Below are 15,736 nucleotides of genomic sequence, written 5' to 3' on the forward strand. Positions count from 1 at the left end.
GGATTTCCCCCGTCATTCCTTGCGTGATAAGAGAATCCCATTAAATTTGTAAGGCAATTTAATGAAGTTTAACCAACAGTTTAATCTAAAATTTAACTATGAACAAATCAGATTTAATCGACGCAATGGCAGCAGATGCCGGAATTACAAAAGCAGCTGCTAAAAAGGCATTGGAGTCATTTTTAGGAAATGTAGAAAAGTCTTTGAAAAAAGGGAACCGTGTTTCTTTAGTAGGATTCGGATCTTGGTCAGTATCTAGAAGAGCCGCTCGTGACGGACGTAACCCTCAAACTGGAAAAACCATCAAAATCGCTGCTAAAAATGTAGTGAAGTTCAAAGCTGGATCTGACTTATCAGATGCTGTGAACTAATCATCACACTTTTAAAAACATTAAAAACCTTGTCAATTGCGGCAAGGTTTTTTTATGGAATCGCATGAACTTTAAATTATTTTGCTTATTCGGAAATATTACTTAGCTTTAATTTTAAATTAAGGCTTATGATATCACTTCAACCCGACAAGGGAGTACTCTTGGTAGCCGAACCATCCATAATAGGTGATGTCTCCTTCAACCGTTCTGTAGTTTTGCTGGCGGAACATAACGAAGAAGGTTCTGTAGGTTTTATTCTTAACAAACCCCTCAAGTATAATTTAAAAGATTTTATTCCCGAAGTAAACTGTGAGCTCCCAGTATATAACGGCGGACCCGTTGAGCAGGACAATCTATATTTTATTCATCGCATCCCAGAACATATACCGGACAGTATTGAAATCGCGGAAGGTATTTATTGGGGAGGCGACTTTAATGCGATTCTGGACCTGCTTCAAAAAGAAGAACTGAAAGCCTCCCAAATTCAATTTTTCTTAGGCTATTCCGGTTGGGACCGAGAGCAACTTGACCAAGAGCTCGAAGTGCATAGTTGGGTGATCACAAAAAATAAATTACGGCACCGTATCATTGGAGAAAACCTGGACAACTTCTGGAAAGAGCAAATGATTGAATTGGGCGGTGACTATTTATTGTGGTCGAATGCCCCAGAAAACCCTTCCTATAACTAACCCAAACGCGCTTTGGCGTTGAGCTTACCTAACAGTTCCTGCGCAACTTCTGAAGTATATTCTTTCTTTCGATACTTCGTAATTGGCTGAATTCCTACAATGGTATTGGTAATAAACAGTTCGTCTACTTTCTGTAACTCAAAAGGGGAAACAGTGGCTTCTTCCAAAATATAATCCGGCATTTTGGCGAGGATGGCAAATATCTGTTTCCGAAGTATTCCATTTAAACAACCAGATTCCAGCGGTGGAGTTTTAATTTTATAGCCGTCGACCAAAAACAAATTTCCATTGAGCGCTTCTACCATTTCTTTTTTCTCATTGAGCAGCAAACAGTTCTGATATTCGTTTTCTTCCGCATAGATACTCCCCAAAACATTGATAATTTTATTATTCGTCTTTAAGGTGGAAAGCATGCCGGACGGAAGGTAATAATCCTTGAACAATTCTACTTCATACGGTGCCTTATTAAGGCTATAAAAGGGAGTCTTTAAAGTCTGGCAAGTGATCATAAAATGAACCCCACGATCCCTGGGAGTGTAGGTACCCCCGGGTTTTCGCCACACTTGTACTTTAACACGATAGGCTGCTGCGGTGTCTTCGACTGCGGACAGCGTTTTGAAAATTTCAGCTTCCAAATATTCCATCGTAAAGGTCATAGGAATCTCCATTCGAAGCATGCGCATGGAAGCCATTAGCCTAAAGTAATGATCTTCCCAAAACAGGATTTTGCCAGCTGACACGCGAATCGTTTCAAAAAGCGCATCCCCGTATGCGAGTCCGCGATTATCCGCCTCCAAAATTTGGGTGTTGGGCTGCAGCGTTCCGTTCAGATTGATCATAAAAAAGCCATCTTTAAGAGATGGCGCAAAGATACGTATTTTGTGTAGCTAGCGATTAGGTAGAGCCCAAGATCTGCTTGAGATCTGAAATCATATTTTCCCATAGCATTTTGCCTTCTTCAATTTCGTCTTCCTCTGCAAAATCGGTTACCATGAGCGAGACGTCCTTTGTAATCTCATCCACCTGAATTCGCAGTTCAAAGTAATAGTCGGTTTCCTCATCATCCTCCCATCGAAACCGAATTCGCTCCCCTGATTTTTTTCCTAACAAACGGGCACGTTCTTCACTTCCTTCCCAAATGAAGGTAAAGTATTCACCGCGCGAATTAACGTTATCGGCGTACCATTCGCTCATACCGGAAGGGGTGGAAATATATTGATATAATAAGGATGGAGACACGTGAATCGGGAACTCCATTTCGTATTTTATTTTGTCGTCCATAGTTGTATTGACTGGAAGCCCAATATATATAATTTCGTCGGAAACCAAGATAGAAACCCAAAAATTTTTACAAACAGGAACTGATAAAATTATGTGGTAATGTTTGCGCTACTTGAATTTGTTCTTATCTTTGCCCTCGCAAAATAGGCGTGGTAGCTCAGGTGGTTAGAGCGTCGGATTCATAACCCGGAGGTCGGGAGTTCAAGTCTCCCCCACGCTACAGCAAAAGACCCGTGCTTCGCAACGGGTTTTTTGTTTTCTGAATTGAGGCTTGCTCAAAATTCAAGAAAAGAAAAAGACGGTCAACACGAAGTGGTGACGGGTTTACTTTTGTAGCTCAAAAAATAAGACTCAACGAGCGTTAGCGAGGTAATTCTCCCCCACGCTGCAATAAAAAACCCAACATTAGAGTATCAGGTTTTTTGCTCTTACAGATATTTAATTTGTGCCATTTACTCACTTGAGATGAGCTCCTTCCAATAATCTAAGAATTATTGTTACAGATATACTTCTCGATCATATACTTTGTTATCGCTTTAAGGGGTTTTCCGGTTTCAGGATGCTCTCCCAACTGCGTAAACCACTCGTACTCTTTCTTGCTGTTCTTTCCGTAGAACACTCTCGGACTTCCATCCGGGTTAAAAAATTGATAGTCACAATTGGGATCAATGCGTTTAAAGTATTCGATTCGCTCCTTCCTGTAAAGTTTTAAATTTCCACTTTTTAATTTTTCGGCATTGAAAGGCGCTTCTACATAACGGGCATCCTTCCACTCCATCCAGCGCTCTTTTGAAAAAAACTGCCAAAGTATAATTGCTACAGAAATCACAAGCAAAATGGTCAAATACATCAATTTCCATGAGGGATACTGTTTCGATTTTGACTCTTTTTTTGATGTTGCTAATTGGTCCTGCTGAAACGCTTCAAAGGTCTCATATCCTAAATACCTACACAGCGCTTGCACAACAAAATCCGGCAGTTCAATCACTTTACCCGCTTTTGAAGCGTCGTACTTATCTGCCAGGCTCCTTTCGGTATAGGAGTTTTTTGAACTATTCTGAATGTAATCTGACAACACCCGAGCCTTTCTAAATTTCTTAGAAACACCTTCTTTCTTTTCGGCTTCTTCAAACGACTTCAGTACCAAAAATTGATGCATCCATTCCGATTTTATAGTTCGTGCTCTTCTGGCTATGAAACCCTGTTTCCATAAAGTTTCAATGCCTTTTCCATGCTTTTTCCACCCGTTGCGATAGCCCCTGCCTTCCTTTGTCCTGTTCGTTGCCGGCCCTTGTATCAGTCAAGGTTCTGATGTTGGCTAACGAATATCGAGAGACGTATTCGTGGATTGTTTTTGAGAAGTACTCTGTCTTCAAATACGTCGCTCCCACTTCTCAACGCGAGGAGGGACGCCTCTTCATTTTTATGCGATTTCGCACCCCCTGCCGAGAAAATCTCGGTCAGGCTGATTTCAACTTTCAAACATCTAAAAATGAAGAAATTATTATTAACAATGGTTACGGTTTTCCTCATTTCGGGGATAACCTCCTGTACTCCAGAACTATTACAGTCGCAAGACGTTCAACCTGAAGCGTGTTGTGGTGAAACTGACCCCATTCCGCCACCACCGCCGCCTCCGCCACCAGACGGTAATAATTGATGTTTCCATTCAATTAAGTACTTTTAGAGGAATGTATCGAAACCCACATACATTCCTCTTTTTAGTACTTTTCAGCAGTAGTTGTTTATTGCTGAACACAAACTGTGGGTATGGTCAGACGCAACAGCAACCGTTAGATTCGATACTAAATAGCTTGCGAGGTACTCACGATGCTTATGAACTCGTTGAAGGGATGAAAGCGCTTCAGACAAGAACACCACAAATCGAACAGCAGCCTAAGTATTATCGCGCATACATCTACGAAGTGATGGCCCATTCGTTATACAAATTAGGAGATGCCAAATTAAGTGAGGAAAATGCTGTAAAGGCACTGGGTATGCTAAAAAAGGAGGATGTGGCGGCCCGTGTTCGTCTCTTGTGCTTGCTGGGGATACTACAACAGGAAAAAGGCTTATTCGACCTTGCCCATCTACAATATCAAAGAGCGTTATCAAATTCAAACAATACGCTCGACAGCCTATATATTCTGAACAATCAGGCCACTCTTTTCAAGGAACGAAGAAGTTTTAAAGAGGCCATCGCAACCTATAGAACGGGCTTATCGCTAATTTCCAAAATGCCCTCAGAACAAAAAAACTACCATCAAATAAAATTTTTAGACAACTTAGGCAATACCTTATCGCTCGCTTCACAAGGAGGTGAGTCTGAATTACTACAGGCTTTGACTTTACAAAAATCCCAGTCGAATGCAGTTAGAACCTACTCCATACATCGTCATTTGGTACAACATTACCTACGTCTTGAGGATACGGTCAAAGCGAAGTTGTATGCCACAGAAATGCATCGTGCCTCCCAAGACATTGGAGATACATCGTTTGAAAAAGAGGCTTTGGGATTATTACTTTCGTTGGATCAAGCTAAATACGCGCCCCGTTATGTTCAGCTCTCCGATAGTCTTAGCGCAGTAAAACAAGATGTACAAAATGCGTATGCTTTATTGAAATACGATAAATCGGAAGCGGAACGTGCTGCCTTATCGGCCAAAATCAACCAGGAACGCATTCTGTTTTTAGCCATTCTAGGGGGGCTCTTCATACTCTTTCCCTCGGTATGGCTCATTCTTCGGCATAAACGTAAGCGCCGGCAAGCCGTATTCGAAACCGAACGCGCCATATCACAACATATTCATGACGACATCGCCAACAACCTGTTTATGATCATGAATACCCTCTCGGAAGAAGAAGACACTGAGACCCTGGATGCCATAGAAAAAGTGTACCAGCAAGCGCGGTCCCTTTCCAGATCCCATAATGCTATAGATTCCAAACGACCGTTCCTAGAAATTTTGTCGGATCTGTTTCACCATTATTCCACTACCAAAATTCGTGTCATTCCGAAGAACACCAGCACCATACCCTGGGACGCTATGTCGAATTTAAAACGCGAGGCACTCTATAAAGTGCTACAGGAATTATTGACCAATACGCACAAACACAGTGGTGCCAATTTTGTAGTGATCAGCTTTAAAAACCACGCTTCAAAAGTTCATGTACACTATCGAGACAACGGGGTGGGCACTGAGGGGGCGCCGGAAAACGGACTAAGATATGCGGAAAACCGTATTAAGGCTGTTTCGGGTTCTATTACATTTACATCAAATCACACTCATGGCTTTCAAGCTGAAATAATTATTTAAATGATTGCAAAAGTATTAGTTGCTGAAGATCTGGGAAGTATTAACGAAGGAATTCAATCTACCTTGAAACAATTGGGCATAACTAACATCGCCTATTCCAGCTACTGTGACGATGCCTATCTCAAGCTGAAAAAAGCGGCCCTTATTCAGGAGCCTTTTCAACTTCTCATCACAGATCTTTCCTTCAAGCCAGATTATAGAAATAATCATTTAAACTCCGGAAAAGAACTGGCCAATATCGTTGCGACCGAACTTCCCAATACAAAAATCATTGTCTTTTCCGTAGATGATCGTATTGACGTAGCAAGAGCACTAACCCAGTTAGAGGCGGTTAAAGCATATGTATGCAAAGGAAGAAGAGGTCTAATCGACCTCTCCCAGGCCATCTCAGCCATCGAAAAAGGTAAAAATTTTTATTCTGAGCCCATCGCTAGCGGACTGGCAACCGACACCCATTTTGAGATTACCGATTTCGACATCACCTTACTCAAACAATTATCACAGGGGTTTCAGCAAGAAGATATCAGCGTCTATCTAAAAACCAAGCGCATCCGTCCTAGTAGTCTGAGTACCGTGGAAAAACGACTTAGTAAATTAAAGGATCATTTCAACGCACGAAATAGTACGCAGCTGATCGCCCTGGCCAAAGATATGGGCCTCATATAATTTTTTGTTCTACGGAAAACCGTAAATATATTCTAGTCAATTACTGTAGGTTCGAATAACAAAAAACACAACCTGCATGCTTGAATACGAAAACCTCAGTGGCAAATCGAATATCCGCTTTTACCACATAGAAGAAGATGCCATCATTGTAACCTTCAAGAACGGCGTTTCCTATGAATATAACTACCTCAAACCCGGTGCCGTTCACGTTGAAAATATGAAAACGTTCGCTATTCATGGACTATGGCTCAATCGGTATATTGTGAAACATGCCGGTTCTCAGCATTTCCGTCGTTATGTAGAAACCGTTACTGAGCGATCGTTAGCGTATCTGCTGGAAGCGTAGACATCCAAAAGTCGTAATTCATGAATATGGAGAAACCCTGAGCAATCTAGAGTCATTTCCTTTGCGTTATAAAGCTCGCAATCACTACCTTGCCACGAACTAATAAACACAATAGTATGTGGTATAACGACCTCCGTCCCTCCCGGGAACTCATTCCGAATAAATATTCTTTAGTATTTTACGAAAAAGCGCTTCTCCTGTCGGAATCCGCCAAAAAACGAACGCTCAATAATCTCATTGCACTCAAAAACGGACTCGCAATGAAAGTCCCCAAGAAAGAAGTAGATCGAAACATATTACTTGCTTCGTGGAACGTGAAGGAATTCGGCCACCTGGGGGAACGCCTACCCGAAGCGTATTTTTACATTGCTGAAATCATCAACGCGTTCGACATTGTGGCCATTCAAGAGATCAAACGTTCGCTCTACGATCTGGATCTCGTCATGAAAATACTGGGAAGTCATTGGTCATATCTCATTACCGATATTACGGAAGGCGCTAGCGGAAATAAAGAACGTTTCGGTTATATCTATGACACACGAAGAGTGCGCCATTCCGGACTTTCAGGAGAGCTGGTAGTCCCTGAAGAGTTTGTGGATCCCTTACACCGTGTTTCACAACTTAAAAGAACTCCTTCCATTACCGGTTTTGAATGTGGTTGGAAAAAATTCGCTGCTGTCGGGCTTCACCTTCATCCCGGGAATGACGAGGATGACAAGGCCTTACGCAAAGAAGAGTTGCGGTTGCTTATGGAGGTTTATAAAGAAAAAGTGCGGAAAAAACATCTTTGGAATGAGAACATGATTCTCCTGGGCGACACCAATCTATATAACGACAATCACGATATCGTCTCGCTGGTCACACAAGAAGGATTCAAAGAATGTGAAAGTCTCATCGGCGTACCCACCAATACCAGTCAGACCGAATGCTACGACCGGATATTCATGAAAACCGATGCCTATTTTAAACTTCGTAAGAATGGAGATAATAAAGAGTCGGGGGGCGTTTTCCCATTATATGATTATGTTTTTACGGATGACGCTAGCGCGGAATACCATGAAATGATGTTAGCCCATAAAAATGATCCAAGCACCTTGACAGACGATCAGGCATTCCACAGTTACTTTCACCGCTATTGGAAACGCAATCAGGTGTCTGACCACCTTCCGGTATGGATCGAGATCGAAGAAGATTCTTCCAAGGACTTCCTTCAGAGCAAATTTGATAAAATCTAATACGCGTTCGGAGACGAAAGTCTATAAATTTATTTGGATACCTTTAAGGCATTGATCAATGCTTCGCTATTTAATTTTTGTTGGTCACCAGACTTCATGTTCTTTAACGTATAGTGATGCTTCGCCATTTCCTCTTCTCCCGCCAAAACCACAAAAGGAATATCTCGCTTGTCGGCATATCCCATTTGTTTGCCCATTTTGGCAGCGTCGGGATATAATTCCGCCGCAATACCTTGTTTACGCAAGGCTGTGATCGCTTTCATGGCGTATAGCGATTCTTCTTCTCCAAAGTTAAGAAACAATACGTGCGTGCCTTCCCGAACCGTTTCCGGGAATAAGGTAAGTGCTTCCATCACTAAATAAATTCGGTCGAGACCAAAAGAGATCCCTACCCCACTCATATTTTTAAGTCCGAAGATCCCGGTGAGATCATCATAGCGTCCACCACCGCCAATGCTTCCCATCGCAACGCCTTCAGGAGCGGCTACTTCAAGTATGGCTCCAGTGTAGTAATTGAGTCCGCGCGCCAGGGTAACGTCTATTTCTACGGTAGCGCTATCGAGCGTTAAGGCCGAAACGGCCGAAATGATAAAGTCGAGCTCCTCGATACCCTTCCTTCCAATTTCAGAATCTTCGAGCATTTCCCGCAGGGTTACCAATTGCTCGGAAGCCTCTCCGGAAATAGTAAAGAGCGGCTGAATTTTTTCAATGGCTATTTCAGAAATACCCTTTTCCCGCATTTCACCTTCCACTTTTTCCTTCCCAATTTTATCGAGCTTATCGAGCGCTACGGTAAAATCGATAAGTTGATCGGACGCGCCAATGACTTCCGCAAGACCGCTTAGCACTTTACGGTTATTCAATTTAATGGTTGTTCCCTTCAGTTTTAATTCTGAAAATACGGCGTCATACAGCTGAATGAGCTCTACCTCCTGCCACAGCGAGGTACTTCCCACCACATCGGCATCACATTGGTAAAACTCTCGAAAGCGTCCTTTTTGGGGGCGATCGGCACGCCACACGGGTTGCATTTGATAGCGCTTAAACGGAAAGTCAATCTCGTTCTGGTGTTGTACCACATACCGTGCAAATGGAACGGTAAGATCGTAACGTAGGGCCTTTTCAGAAATTTTAGGAGTGAAGGCAGCAGCGTCTTTTTGTGCGTAGGTGTTGTCATCTACTTTCCGAAGAAAATCACCGCTATTCAAGATCTTAAAAATGAGTCGGTCGCCTTCTTCCCCATATTTACCCATAAGGGTGTCATAATTCTCAAAACTAGGCGTTTCAATAGGTTGAAACCCATATAACTTGAAACAACGCTTGATCGTTTCAAAAATGTAGTTGCGTTTGGCTACTTCTTCCGGAGAAAAATCGCGGGTTCCTTTAGGGATAGAAGGTTTTTTCGACAAGACTTTGGCTTTATAAGATTTGCGAGCACAAATATCTTAAAATATTGGCTAAATTGTAACTTTATGGCGGCTTAATAGTCTAACGCCACAGAAGTTGATCTTATGTTTTCACTCTTCCGAGAAAATGTGCGCATTGCGCTCGATTCCATTAAAAGTCAGTTGCTCCGTACCATCCTGACCATCATCATCATTGGTATTGGTATCTGGGCGTTGGTAGGAATTCTAAGTTTGGTCAAAGCCCTGGAGAATACGATTAGTAGTGATTTTGCCTCTATGGGGTCGAACACCTTCAATATTCAACGCTATGAATTTAATGTACAGCGGCAAGGAGGCGAACGCGAAAAGGTGAACCCTATCATTAATTACAACGACATTCGTAATTTTATGGACGCCTATCAATATCCCTATGCCCAGACCTCTATTTCTTTTCGGGGTACAGGTACTGCGGAAGTGAAATACGAAAGCAAAAAGACTGATCCCGAGGTTCAGGTATACGGTGTGAATGAAAACTATCTTGAAAATACCGGTACTCAAGTTGATCAGGGTCGGGCGTTGAATTATTTTGACGTTCAGAATAACAACAAGGTGTGTTTAATTGGATCTGACTTTCTTAAGAATCTCTTCGAAAACGAGAATCCAATCAATAAGACCATTTCCATTCGAGGGGTAAAGTTTAAAGTGGTGGGCGTGTTAGAATCGAAAGGGGCCACCTTCGGAAACAATCAAGATCTCAAGGTGCTTATTCCGATTCAAGTCGCACGCGGAATCTTTACGGAACCCAATATAAATTATACCATCAGCATCAAAGTAGACGATAAAGAAATGATGCAGGGCGCTCAGGACGAAGCCATCGTTACCTTCAGAAATGTACGTCGTTTGAGTCCGGTAGAAGAAAATAACTTCGGAATAGAGCGCAGCGACGATCTTATTAATCGAATCGCCTCCATAACCGGGGTGTTGTCTATTGCCGCGTGGATCATCAGTATCATTACCATTTTAGGGTCGTCTATTGCCCTGATGAACATTATGCTGGTTTCCGTCACGGAACGCACCCGTGAAATTGGCGTACGCAAGGCGTTAGGCGCGAAACGATCTACGATCTCGACACAATTTTTTATGGAGACCATTGTTATCGGTCAATTTGGAAGTGTCCTTGGGATCGTCCTCGGAATTCTCACCGGATTGTTAATTTCGAACATCTTCGATTTCGATTTTTCCATTCCGTGGGCTGCCATGCTTTGGGCGACGGTCATCACCTTTATCGTAGCGGTCTTAGCTGGCTCCTATCCGGCAACCAAAGCCGCCAAGTTAGACCCCATTGAAAGTTTGCGATACGAATAAGCTTACGCGTCAATCATCTTTTCAAAAAAACGATAGAGCTCGCCTTTGGTAATGATGGCCCCTTTCTCGATCAAACTAAAGATATCTGCTTTTTTATCTTCGGAAAAGGTTTTCGTAGCCGTGTAAAATTCGACCGCTTCGGAAGCGTAGTGTTGCTGAAGCCAACGATAGCCTTCAACCGTGGTAATATCTTTGGAGTTATCCATAATTTTCAAGGCGATCAATGTCATGTCATCAGTATTAATTTTGAACAAGAAGAGTTGTTGCGGCGCCATATTTTCCAAATATTCCGCTTTTTCCAACACTCCCTCCCAAACCAAATCACTAAACACATCAATTTCGGCTTCGGCCACCTGTGGTTTATTTTCCTTAAGTTGCTTCCATTCGTCGCCGGTAATGGACTGCGTCGCGAGAAAGCGAATAAACTCTTCGTGTAATTCCTCCAGTTGTTCTTTTGTAAGTCGGGCGTATTTCATAAAAAGGTATAAAACAAAAACCCCGACCAAGGCCGAGGTTTTTGATATGTGAATTTGAAGATTATTGTGCTTCTGGCACTACGTCGAACGTGAAGTTCTTCACCACTTCACGGTGGAAACGAATAGTTGCTTCGTATTGTCCAACACGTTTGATCGCACCCCCAGCAATAGAAATGTATTTTTTATCGATCGCTACGCCTTCTTTTTCAAGAGCATTTGCCAGGTCTGCATTCGTCACAGAACCGAATAATTTATCGGCGTCCCCGACTTTCGCGGTGATCTTCATCTCGAGGATCTCATCTAGCTTATCAGCCTGTTCTTGAGCATCTTCAACAATTTTCTTTTCCTTGTAAGCGCGTTGCTTCAAGTTTTCTGCCAATACTTTTTTAGCAGAAGGAGTTGCCAATTCTGCATATCCTTGTGGAATAAGATAGTTTCGGCCATACCCGTTCTTCACAGTAACCACGTCGTCTGTGAACCCTAGGTTTTCTACATCTTTCTTTAATATAAGTTCCATAATCCTATCTGCTTTTTATTTGTACAAATCAGTCACGTATGGCATCAACGCCAAGTGACGGGCACGTTTGATGGCAACAGCCACTTTTCGTTGGTATTTCAGAGAAGTTCCTGTAAGACGACGCGGTAAGATCTTACCTTGCTCGTTTACGAAGCTCGCTAAGAAATCTGGATCTTTGTAATCGATGTACTTAATTCCAGATCTCTTGAAACGACAATACTTCTTTGCTTTTGTAGTTTCAATGTTCAGGGGAGTCAAATAACGAATTTCTCCGTCTTTTTTTCCTTTTGCTTGTTGTTGTAAGGTTGCCATGGATTACGCTTTTTGTTTGTTTCGGTTTCTTCTTTTTTCAGCCCAAGCAATTGCATGCTTGTCTAATTTCACCGTTTGATAACGCATGATGCGCTCGTCACGACGGAATGCCAACTCTAAATCGTTGATGGCATCACCGGGAACAGTGTACTCGAACAAGTGATAGAAACCACTCTTTTTGTGTTGAATAGGATAGGCTAACTTTTTAAGTCCCCAATCCTCTTTCGAAATCATCTTAGCATCCTTAGAAATAAGAAGGTCTTCGTATTTCTTAACTGTTTCCTTTATCTGCTCATCAGATAAAACGGGATTCAAGATGAAAACAGTTTCGTAATGATTCATAAAAATTGAATTATAATTAAGCTCTCAGCACCTTGCCAAGAGCGGGCAAAAATACAACGAATATTTGAATTTACAAACCCAACCTACAAACCCTTCAACGTTTTCCTACACAGTCAGTTAAACCGTTCATTTTTTTCGACAAAAGTTAAAATAATTTGCCGTTCATCGATTTTTTCCTTATCATTGTCTTACAAAAAATTGGGGATACTTGTGGATAAACCTATACTTAAATGCGCCATTGTTGACGATTCTACACTTCAGAGATTATCAATCGTCAAACTAATTGAAAACCACCCATCTCTCGACCTCGTGGCAGAGTACAACAATGCTATTGAGGCAAAAATGGGCTTAGCTAATAACGAGATAGACTTGGTGTTTTTAGACATCGAAATGCCCATTTTATCGGGCTTCGATCTGCTGGATGATCTCACGCACAAACCACAGATCATCTTTGTAACAGGAAAAACCAAATACGCGTTCAAAGCATTCGACTATGACGCGGTAGATTACCTTCGGAAGCCTATTTCCAGAGATCGGTTCTACAATGCCGTCCACAAAGCGATCACAAATTACAAGTTGAAAAGCGAAGATAGCTTCGATGATGAAGACTTTATTTTTGTGAAGAGCAACTTGAAAAAGCGAAAGGTGTTTCTCAACGAATTGCGCTATATTGAGGCGCTTGGTGATTACGTAAAACTCGTTACCGAACACGATGCCCTGGTAGTACTTTCTACCATGAAAAACTTTGAATCGCTCTTACCGGAAGATCGTTTTTTACGCATACATAAATCGTACATCGTAAATCTAGACAAGGTTGAGCGTTACAATAGTAAGGTGATCGAACTCGAAAATGAGCAATTACCCTTAAGTCGAAATCGAAAATCAGATCTTGTAGAAGCCCTTACCGCTTCCATGCGAAATTAAGCAGGGTCTACATCTATTACTACTTTTACCGAAGAAAACTCCTTCAGCGCGGAAAAGCGTCGATATACCTGAAGAATAAATGCCTTGGTCTTGGGCAACGATTGTTGCTTCGGAATCTTTATCAATAAGCACGTGAGGTATTCATTTCTAATTCTGCCCACCGGAGGTTGTTCTGGCCCTAACACATGTTCCTTCAACTGAAGCGATAGCGCTTGTGCCAGCCAATGTCCCGCCTGCTGCATGGTCACAAAATTTCGAGCTTTTACGGTGATCTTAACGGTCCTGAAAAAGGGAGGATACTTATACTGATACCGCTCTTCGGTTTCTTCCGAATACATACCTTGGTAATCATTGACGGTAACTTGCTGTAAAATCTGATGATGCGGATTGTAGGTCTGAATCAGTACTTTTCCTCTCTTTTGGGTACGTCCTGCCCTGCCCGCCACCTGTAGCAGTAATTGAAAGCTTCGTTCATGTGCTCTAAAGTCTGGAAAGTTCAACAGATTATCTGCCTGCATCACCCCCACCAAACGCACATTTCGGAAGTCTAACCCCTTGGCCACCATTTGCGTTCCTACCAAAATATCGATCTCGCCTTCTTCCAGTTGATCGATCAGTTTTCGGTACGCATTCTTACCGCGTGTGGTGTCTTGGTCCATTCGTGCCACGCGATGTTTCGGAAATAACGTTTGCAACTCCGTTTCAATCTGTTCGGTTCCAAAACCCTTGGTATCCAAAGTTTCCATTCCGCAGGCCATACAACTGTGCAGCATAGCAATATGATACCCGCAATAATGACAGCGCAGTTGATTTTTATGCTGATGGTAGGTTAAACTCACATCGCAATTAGGACACTGGGGCGAGGTACCACAGGTGGTACAAGACACCACAGGTGAGTATCCACGTCTGTTTTGAAACAAAATGATTTGGTCCCCGGCCGCTAAGGTTTCTCTCATAGCCACCAAGAGTCGTTCTGAAAAATGCCCTGTCATTTTTTTCTTACGATAGGCATCCTGTAGATCGACCAATTCCATTTCAGGGAGCAGTATTTTTCCGTAGCGCTCTGTAAGCGACACCAAACCGTATTTTTCCTGTTGTGCATTGTAAAAACTTTCCAACGAAGGCGTGGCCGAACCTAACAAGGTATTTGCACCGTGGATATGTGCCAACAGCATGGCGGCGTCTCTCCCGTGGTAGCGTGGCGCTGGATTGTACTGTTTAAAAGACGGTTCGTGTTCTTCATCAACGAGTATCAATCCTAATGAGGAAAAGGGAAGAAATAAGGAAGAACGCGCGCCTATCACCACCTGTGCCTTCTTAGAATTTTCCAGTACATGCTTCCACACCTCCACCCGTTCATTTACCGAATATTTTGAGTGGTATACCGCTACTTTCGACCCGAAATATGCCTGTAGTCTACCAATTAACTGGGTGGTCAGGGCAATTTCCGGCAGCATGTACAGCACTTGCTTCCCGGTTTTGAGAACCTCTTCTATCAGTTTTACATAAATCTCGGTCTTTCCACTAGATGTTACTCCGTGTAACAAACAAATAGGTTTCTGCTCAAAGGATTGCACAATTTCTGAGTAGGCCTGTTCTTGCGCCGGGCTCAATTGTTTTAAATGCCCCGGATCATCGCCATCATAAGAAACGCGATCGTGTTTTAAGAAATATTCCTCTAAAACTCCTTTGTCGATCAGGGTTCGTAAAATGGCTGCGGAAGCATTTGATTTTTTCTGTAGTTGTACGCTTCCCACATTTTTATCGGCCGTGCGCAGCGTAAATAATGTCATGATTACGGAGCGCTGCTTCGGTGCTCGAGACAGGCTGTCTAAAAGCGCGCGTAGTTTTTCTTCTGAAGCGTACGCAGACGCCATTCGTATATAGCGTTTCTGTTTGGGCGTATACGCGTCATACAAGGTTTCTTTAACTTCGATATAGCCTTGTTGCAACAACTCCTGCAACACGGAAAGGACCCGCTTTCGGTCTAAAATAGATCGAACATCATTAATATGAAGCGATGATTGATGTTGCAGGGCTTCCAAAACCAAAAAGCCCTCATCGGTAATCGGAAGCGCATCGATGGAAGTCGCGTCAAAAGAAGCCGACAAATGAATGATGGTTTCACTTTCTAACAAAAAGGCACTCGGCAGTGCCGCACGAATCACTTCCCCAAAAGTGCACAGATAATAAGAGGCCATCCATTCCCAGTGGTTCCATTGTTTCGCGGTTACAAGTGGCGCCTCATCCAAAATCTGATCGATCTCCTTCGGTTCATAAGAATCCGGAATTTGCTGATGTACCCTATCGACCAAGGCCGTATAGATCTTAGATTTTCCGAAGGGTACCGAGACCCGCATCCCTCGCTTTAAGTACGCGGCTTCATCTTTATTAATGGCATAGGTAAATGCCTGCCGCAGCGGAATTGGCAGAATTACGTCAACAAAAAACAGAGATGTTTCGATGATGGAATTCAAATTTTATAACAATAAAAAAGCTACCGAAAAGGT

At 42.6% G+C, this 15,736-nt stretch carries 18 protein-coding genes and 1 tRNA gene; 10 read left to right on the plus strand and 9 right to left on the minus strand.

What is annotated here, in order from left to right; translation table 11 throughout:
- The first annotated feature begins 98 nt into the window (after positions 1 to 98).
- Both PO830_RS01210 and PO830_RS01215 read left to right on the plus strand, forming a co-directional pair.
- Positions 99 to 371, plus strand: coding sequence for an HU family DNA-binding protein (locus PO830_RS01210; protein WP_272851707.1), 273 nt, complete (start codon positions 99 to 101; stop codon positions 369 to 371).
- A gap of 128 nt (positions 372 to 499) precedes the next feature.
- The gene (locus PO830_RS01215; protein WP_272851708.1) at positions 500 to 1,060 is read left to right on the plus strand and encodes a YqgE/AlgH family protein; all 561 of its coding nucleotides are present in this window, start codon (positions 500 to 502) and stop codon (positions 1,058 to 1,060) included.
- Here the strand turns inward: PO830_RS01215 and PO830_RS01220 are convergent.
- Positions 1,057 to 1,899 (minus strand): aminotransferase class IV, encoded by an 843-nt coding sequence (locus tag PO830_RS01220; protein ID WP_272851709.1) that lies wholly within the window; start codon positions 1,897 to 1,899, stop codon positions 1,057 to 1,059. The genes PO830_RS01215 and PO830_RS01220 overlap by 4 nt on opposite strands.
- A gap of 55 nt (positions 1,900 to 1,954) precedes the next feature.
- Complete coding sequence (locus PO830_RS01225; RefSeq protein ID WP_272851710.1) at positions 1,955 to 2,341, minus strand: START-like domain-containing protein; 387 nt, start codon at positions 2,339 to 2,341, stop codon at positions 1,955 to 1,957.
- A 146-nt stretch (positions 2,342 to 2,487) separates the two neighbouring features.
- Between PO830_RS01225 and PO830_RS01230 the strand changes: the two genes are divergently transcribed.
- Positions 2,488 to 2,561 (plus strand) — tRNA-Met (locus PO830_RS01230).
- Positions 2,562 to 2,825: 264 nt separating this feature from the next.
- On the opposite strand, the gene PO830_RS01235 is transcribed toward PO830_RS01230, so the two are convergent.
- On the minus strand, positions 2,826 to 3,500 hold the full coding sequence (locus PO830_RS01235) for a hypothetical protein (RefSeq protein WP_272851711.1): 675 nt from the start codon (positions 3,498 to 3,500) through the stop codon (positions 2,826 to 2,828).
- 333 nt (positions 3,501 to 3,833) lie between these two features.
- Between PO830_RS01235 and PO830_RS01240 the strand changes: the two genes are divergently transcribed.
- From PO830_RS01240 to PO830_RS01260, 5 genes are all read left to right on the plus strand, one after another.
- Entirely contained in the window at positions 3,834 to 4,001 is a 168-nt protein-coding gene (locus tag PO830_RS01240) for a hypothetical protein (protein ID WP_272851712.1), read from the plus strand.
- A 31-nt stretch (positions 4,002 to 4,032) separates the two neighbouring features.
- Positions 4,033 to 5,658, plus strand: coding sequence for a sensor histidine kinase (locus PO830_RS01245; protein WP_272851713.1), 1,626 nt, complete (start codon positions 4,033 to 4,035; stop codon positions 5,656 to 5,658).
- Complete coding sequence (locus tag PO830_RS01250) at positions 5,659 to 6,324, plus strand: DNA-binding response regulator (RefSeq protein ID WP_272851714.1); 666 nt, start codon at positions 5,659 to 5,661, stop codon at positions 6,322 to 6,324.
- A 76-nt stretch (positions 6,325 to 6,400) separates the two neighbouring features.
- Positions 6,401 to 6,670, plus strand: coding sequence for a hypothetical protein (locus PO830_RS01255; RefSeq protein WP_272851715.1), 270 nt, complete (start codon positions 6,401 to 6,403; stop codon positions 6,668 to 6,670).
- Between the two features lie 116 nt (positions 6,671 to 6,786).
- Complete coding sequence (locus PO830_RS01260; RefSeq protein WP_272851716.1) at positions 6,787 to 7,905, plus strand: endonuclease/exonuclease/phosphatase family protein; 1,119 nt, start codon at positions 6,787 to 6,789, stop codon at positions 7,903 to 7,905.
- 29 nt (positions 7,906 to 7,934) lie between these two features.
- Here PO830_RS01260 and hisS read toward each other — a convergent pair whose 3' ends face one another.
- Positions 7,935 to 9,314 (minus strand): histidine--tRNA ligase, encoded by a 1,380-nt coding sequence (gene hisS, locus PO830_RS01265; RefSeq protein ID WP_272851717.1) that lies wholly within the window; start codon positions 9,312 to 9,314, stop codon positions 7,935 to 7,937.
- Between the two features lie 102 nt (positions 9,315 to 9,416).
- Here hisS and PO830_RS01270 point away from each other — a divergent pair, with 102 nt between their 5' ends.
- Complete coding sequence (locus PO830_RS01270; RefSeq protein ID WP_272851718.1) at positions 9,417 to 10,655, plus strand: ABC transporter permease; 1,239 nt, start codon at positions 9,417 to 9,419, stop codon at positions 10,653 to 10,655.
- Between the two features lie 2 nt (positions 10,656 to 10,657).
- Here PO830_RS01270 and PO830_RS01275 read toward each other — a convergent pair whose 3' ends face one another.
- The 4 genes from PO830_RS01275 to rpsF form a co-directional block, all read right to left on the minus strand.
- On the minus strand, positions 10,658 to 11,131 hold the full coding sequence (locus tag PO830_RS01275; RefSeq protein WP_272851719.1) for a DUF6495 family protein: 474 nt from the start codon (positions 11,129 to 11,131) through the stop codon (positions 10,658 to 10,660).
- A gap of 61 nt (positions 11,132 to 11,192) precedes the next feature.
- Positions 11,193 to 11,648, minus strand: coding sequence for a 50S ribosomal protein L9 (gene rplI / locus PO830_RS01280; protein WP_272851720.1), 456 nt, complete (start codon positions 11,646 to 11,648; stop codon positions 11,193 to 11,195).
- 15 nt (positions 11,649 to 11,663) lie between these two features.
- Complete coding sequence (rpsR, locus tag PO830_RS01285; RefSeq protein ID WP_272851721.1) at positions 11,664 to 11,960, minus strand: 30S ribosomal protein S18; 297 nt, start codon at positions 11,958 to 11,960, stop codon at positions 11,664 to 11,666.
- 3 nt (positions 11,961 to 11,963) lie between these two features.
- Positions 11,964 to 12,302: a 30S ribosomal protein S6 gene (gene rpsF, locus PO830_RS01290; RefSeq protein WP_272851722.1), complete on the minus strand. Its 339-nt coding sequence runs from the start codon at positions 12,300 to 12,302 to the stop codon at positions 11,964 to 11,966.
- Between the two features lie 210 nt (positions 12,303 to 12,512).
- On the opposite strand from rpsF, the gene PO830_RS01295 reads away from it, so the two are divergent.
- A complete protein-coding gene (locus PO830_RS01295; RefSeq protein ID WP_272851723.1) occupies positions 12,513 to 13,226 on the plus strand; it encodes a LytR/AlgR family response regulator transcription factor in 714 nt (237 codons plus the stop codon).
- On the opposite strand, the gene priA is transcribed toward PO830_RS01295, so the two are convergent.
- Entirely contained in the window at positions 13,223 to 15,703 is a 2,481-nt protein-coding gene (gene priA, locus PO830_RS01300) for a replication restart helicase PriA (RefSeq protein WP_272851724.1), read from the minus strand. The genes PO830_RS01295 and priA overlap by 4 nt on opposite strands.
- Between the last annotated feature and the right edge of the window lie 33 nt (positions 15,704 to 15,736).

It is taken from the genome of Altibacter sp. HG106 (assembly GCF_028561755.1).
GTDB lineage: Bacteria > Bacteroidota > Bacteroidia > Flavobacteriales > Flavobacteriaceae > DFVG01.

What these genes read in the sequence shown, in the direction of transcription:
- PO830_RS01210 (WP_272851707.1), top strand. Translation starts at nt 99, where the DNA reads ATGAACAAATCAGATTTAATCGACGCAATGGCAGCAGATGCCGGAATT.
- PO830_RS01215 (WP_272851708.1), top strand. Translation starts at nt 500, where the DNA reads ATGATATCACTTCAACCCGACAAGGGAGTACTCTTGGTAGCCGAACCA.
- PO830_RS01220 (WP_272851709.1), bottom strand. Translation starts at nt 1,899, where the DNA reads ATGATCAATCTGAACGGAACGCTGCAGCCCAACACCCAAATTTTGGAG.
- PO830_RS01225 (WP_272851710.1), bottom strand. Translation starts at nt 2,341, where the DNA reads ATGGACGACAAAATAAAATACGAAATGGAGTTCCCGATTCACGTGTCT.
- PO830_RS01235 (WP_272851711.1), bottom strand. Translation starts at nt 3,500, where the DNA reads ATGCATCAATTTTTGGTACTGAAGTCGTTTGAAGAAGCCGAAAAGAAA.
- PO830_RS01240 (WP_272851712.1), top strand. Translation starts at nt 3,834, where the DNA reads ATGAAGAAATTATTATTAACAATGGTTACGGTTTTCCTCATTTCGGGG.
- PO830_RS01245 (WP_272851713.1), top strand. Translation starts at nt 4,033, where the DNA reads ATGTATCGAAACCCACATACATTCCTCTTTTTAGTACTTTTCAGCAGT.
- PO830_RS01250 (WP_272851714.1), top strand. Translation starts at nt 5,659, where the DNA reads ATGATTGCAAAAGTATTAGTTGCTGAAGATCTGGGAAGTATTAACGAA.
- PO830_RS01255 (WP_272851715.1), top strand. Translation starts at nt 6,401, where the DNA reads ATGCTTGAATACGAAAACCTCAGTGGCAAATCGAATATCCGCTTTTAC.
- PO830_RS01260 (WP_272851716.1), top strand. Translation starts at nt 6,787, where the DNA reads ATGTGGTATAACGACCTCCGTCCCTCCCGGGAACTCATTCCGAATAAA.
- PO830_RS01270 (WP_272851718.1), top strand. Translation starts at nt 9,417, where the DNA reads ATGTTTTCACTCTTCCGAGAAAATGTGCGCATTGCGCTCGATTCCATT.
- PO830_RS01275 (WP_272851719.1), bottom strand. Translation starts at nt 11,131, where the DNA reads ATGAAATACGCCCGACTTACAAAAGAACAACTGGAGGAATTACACGAA.
- rplI (WP_272851720.1), bottom strand. Translation starts at nt 11,648, where the DNA reads ATGGAACTTATATTAAAGAAAGATGTAGAAAACCTAGGGTTCACAGAC.
- rpsR (WP_272851721.1), bottom strand. Translation starts at nt 11,960, where the DNA reads ATGGCAACCTTACAACAACAAGCAAAAGGAAAAAAAGACGGAGAAATT.
- rpsF (WP_272851722.1), bottom strand. Translation starts at nt 12,302, where the DNA reads ATGAATCATTACGAAACTGTTTTCATCTTGAATCCCGTTTTATCTGAT.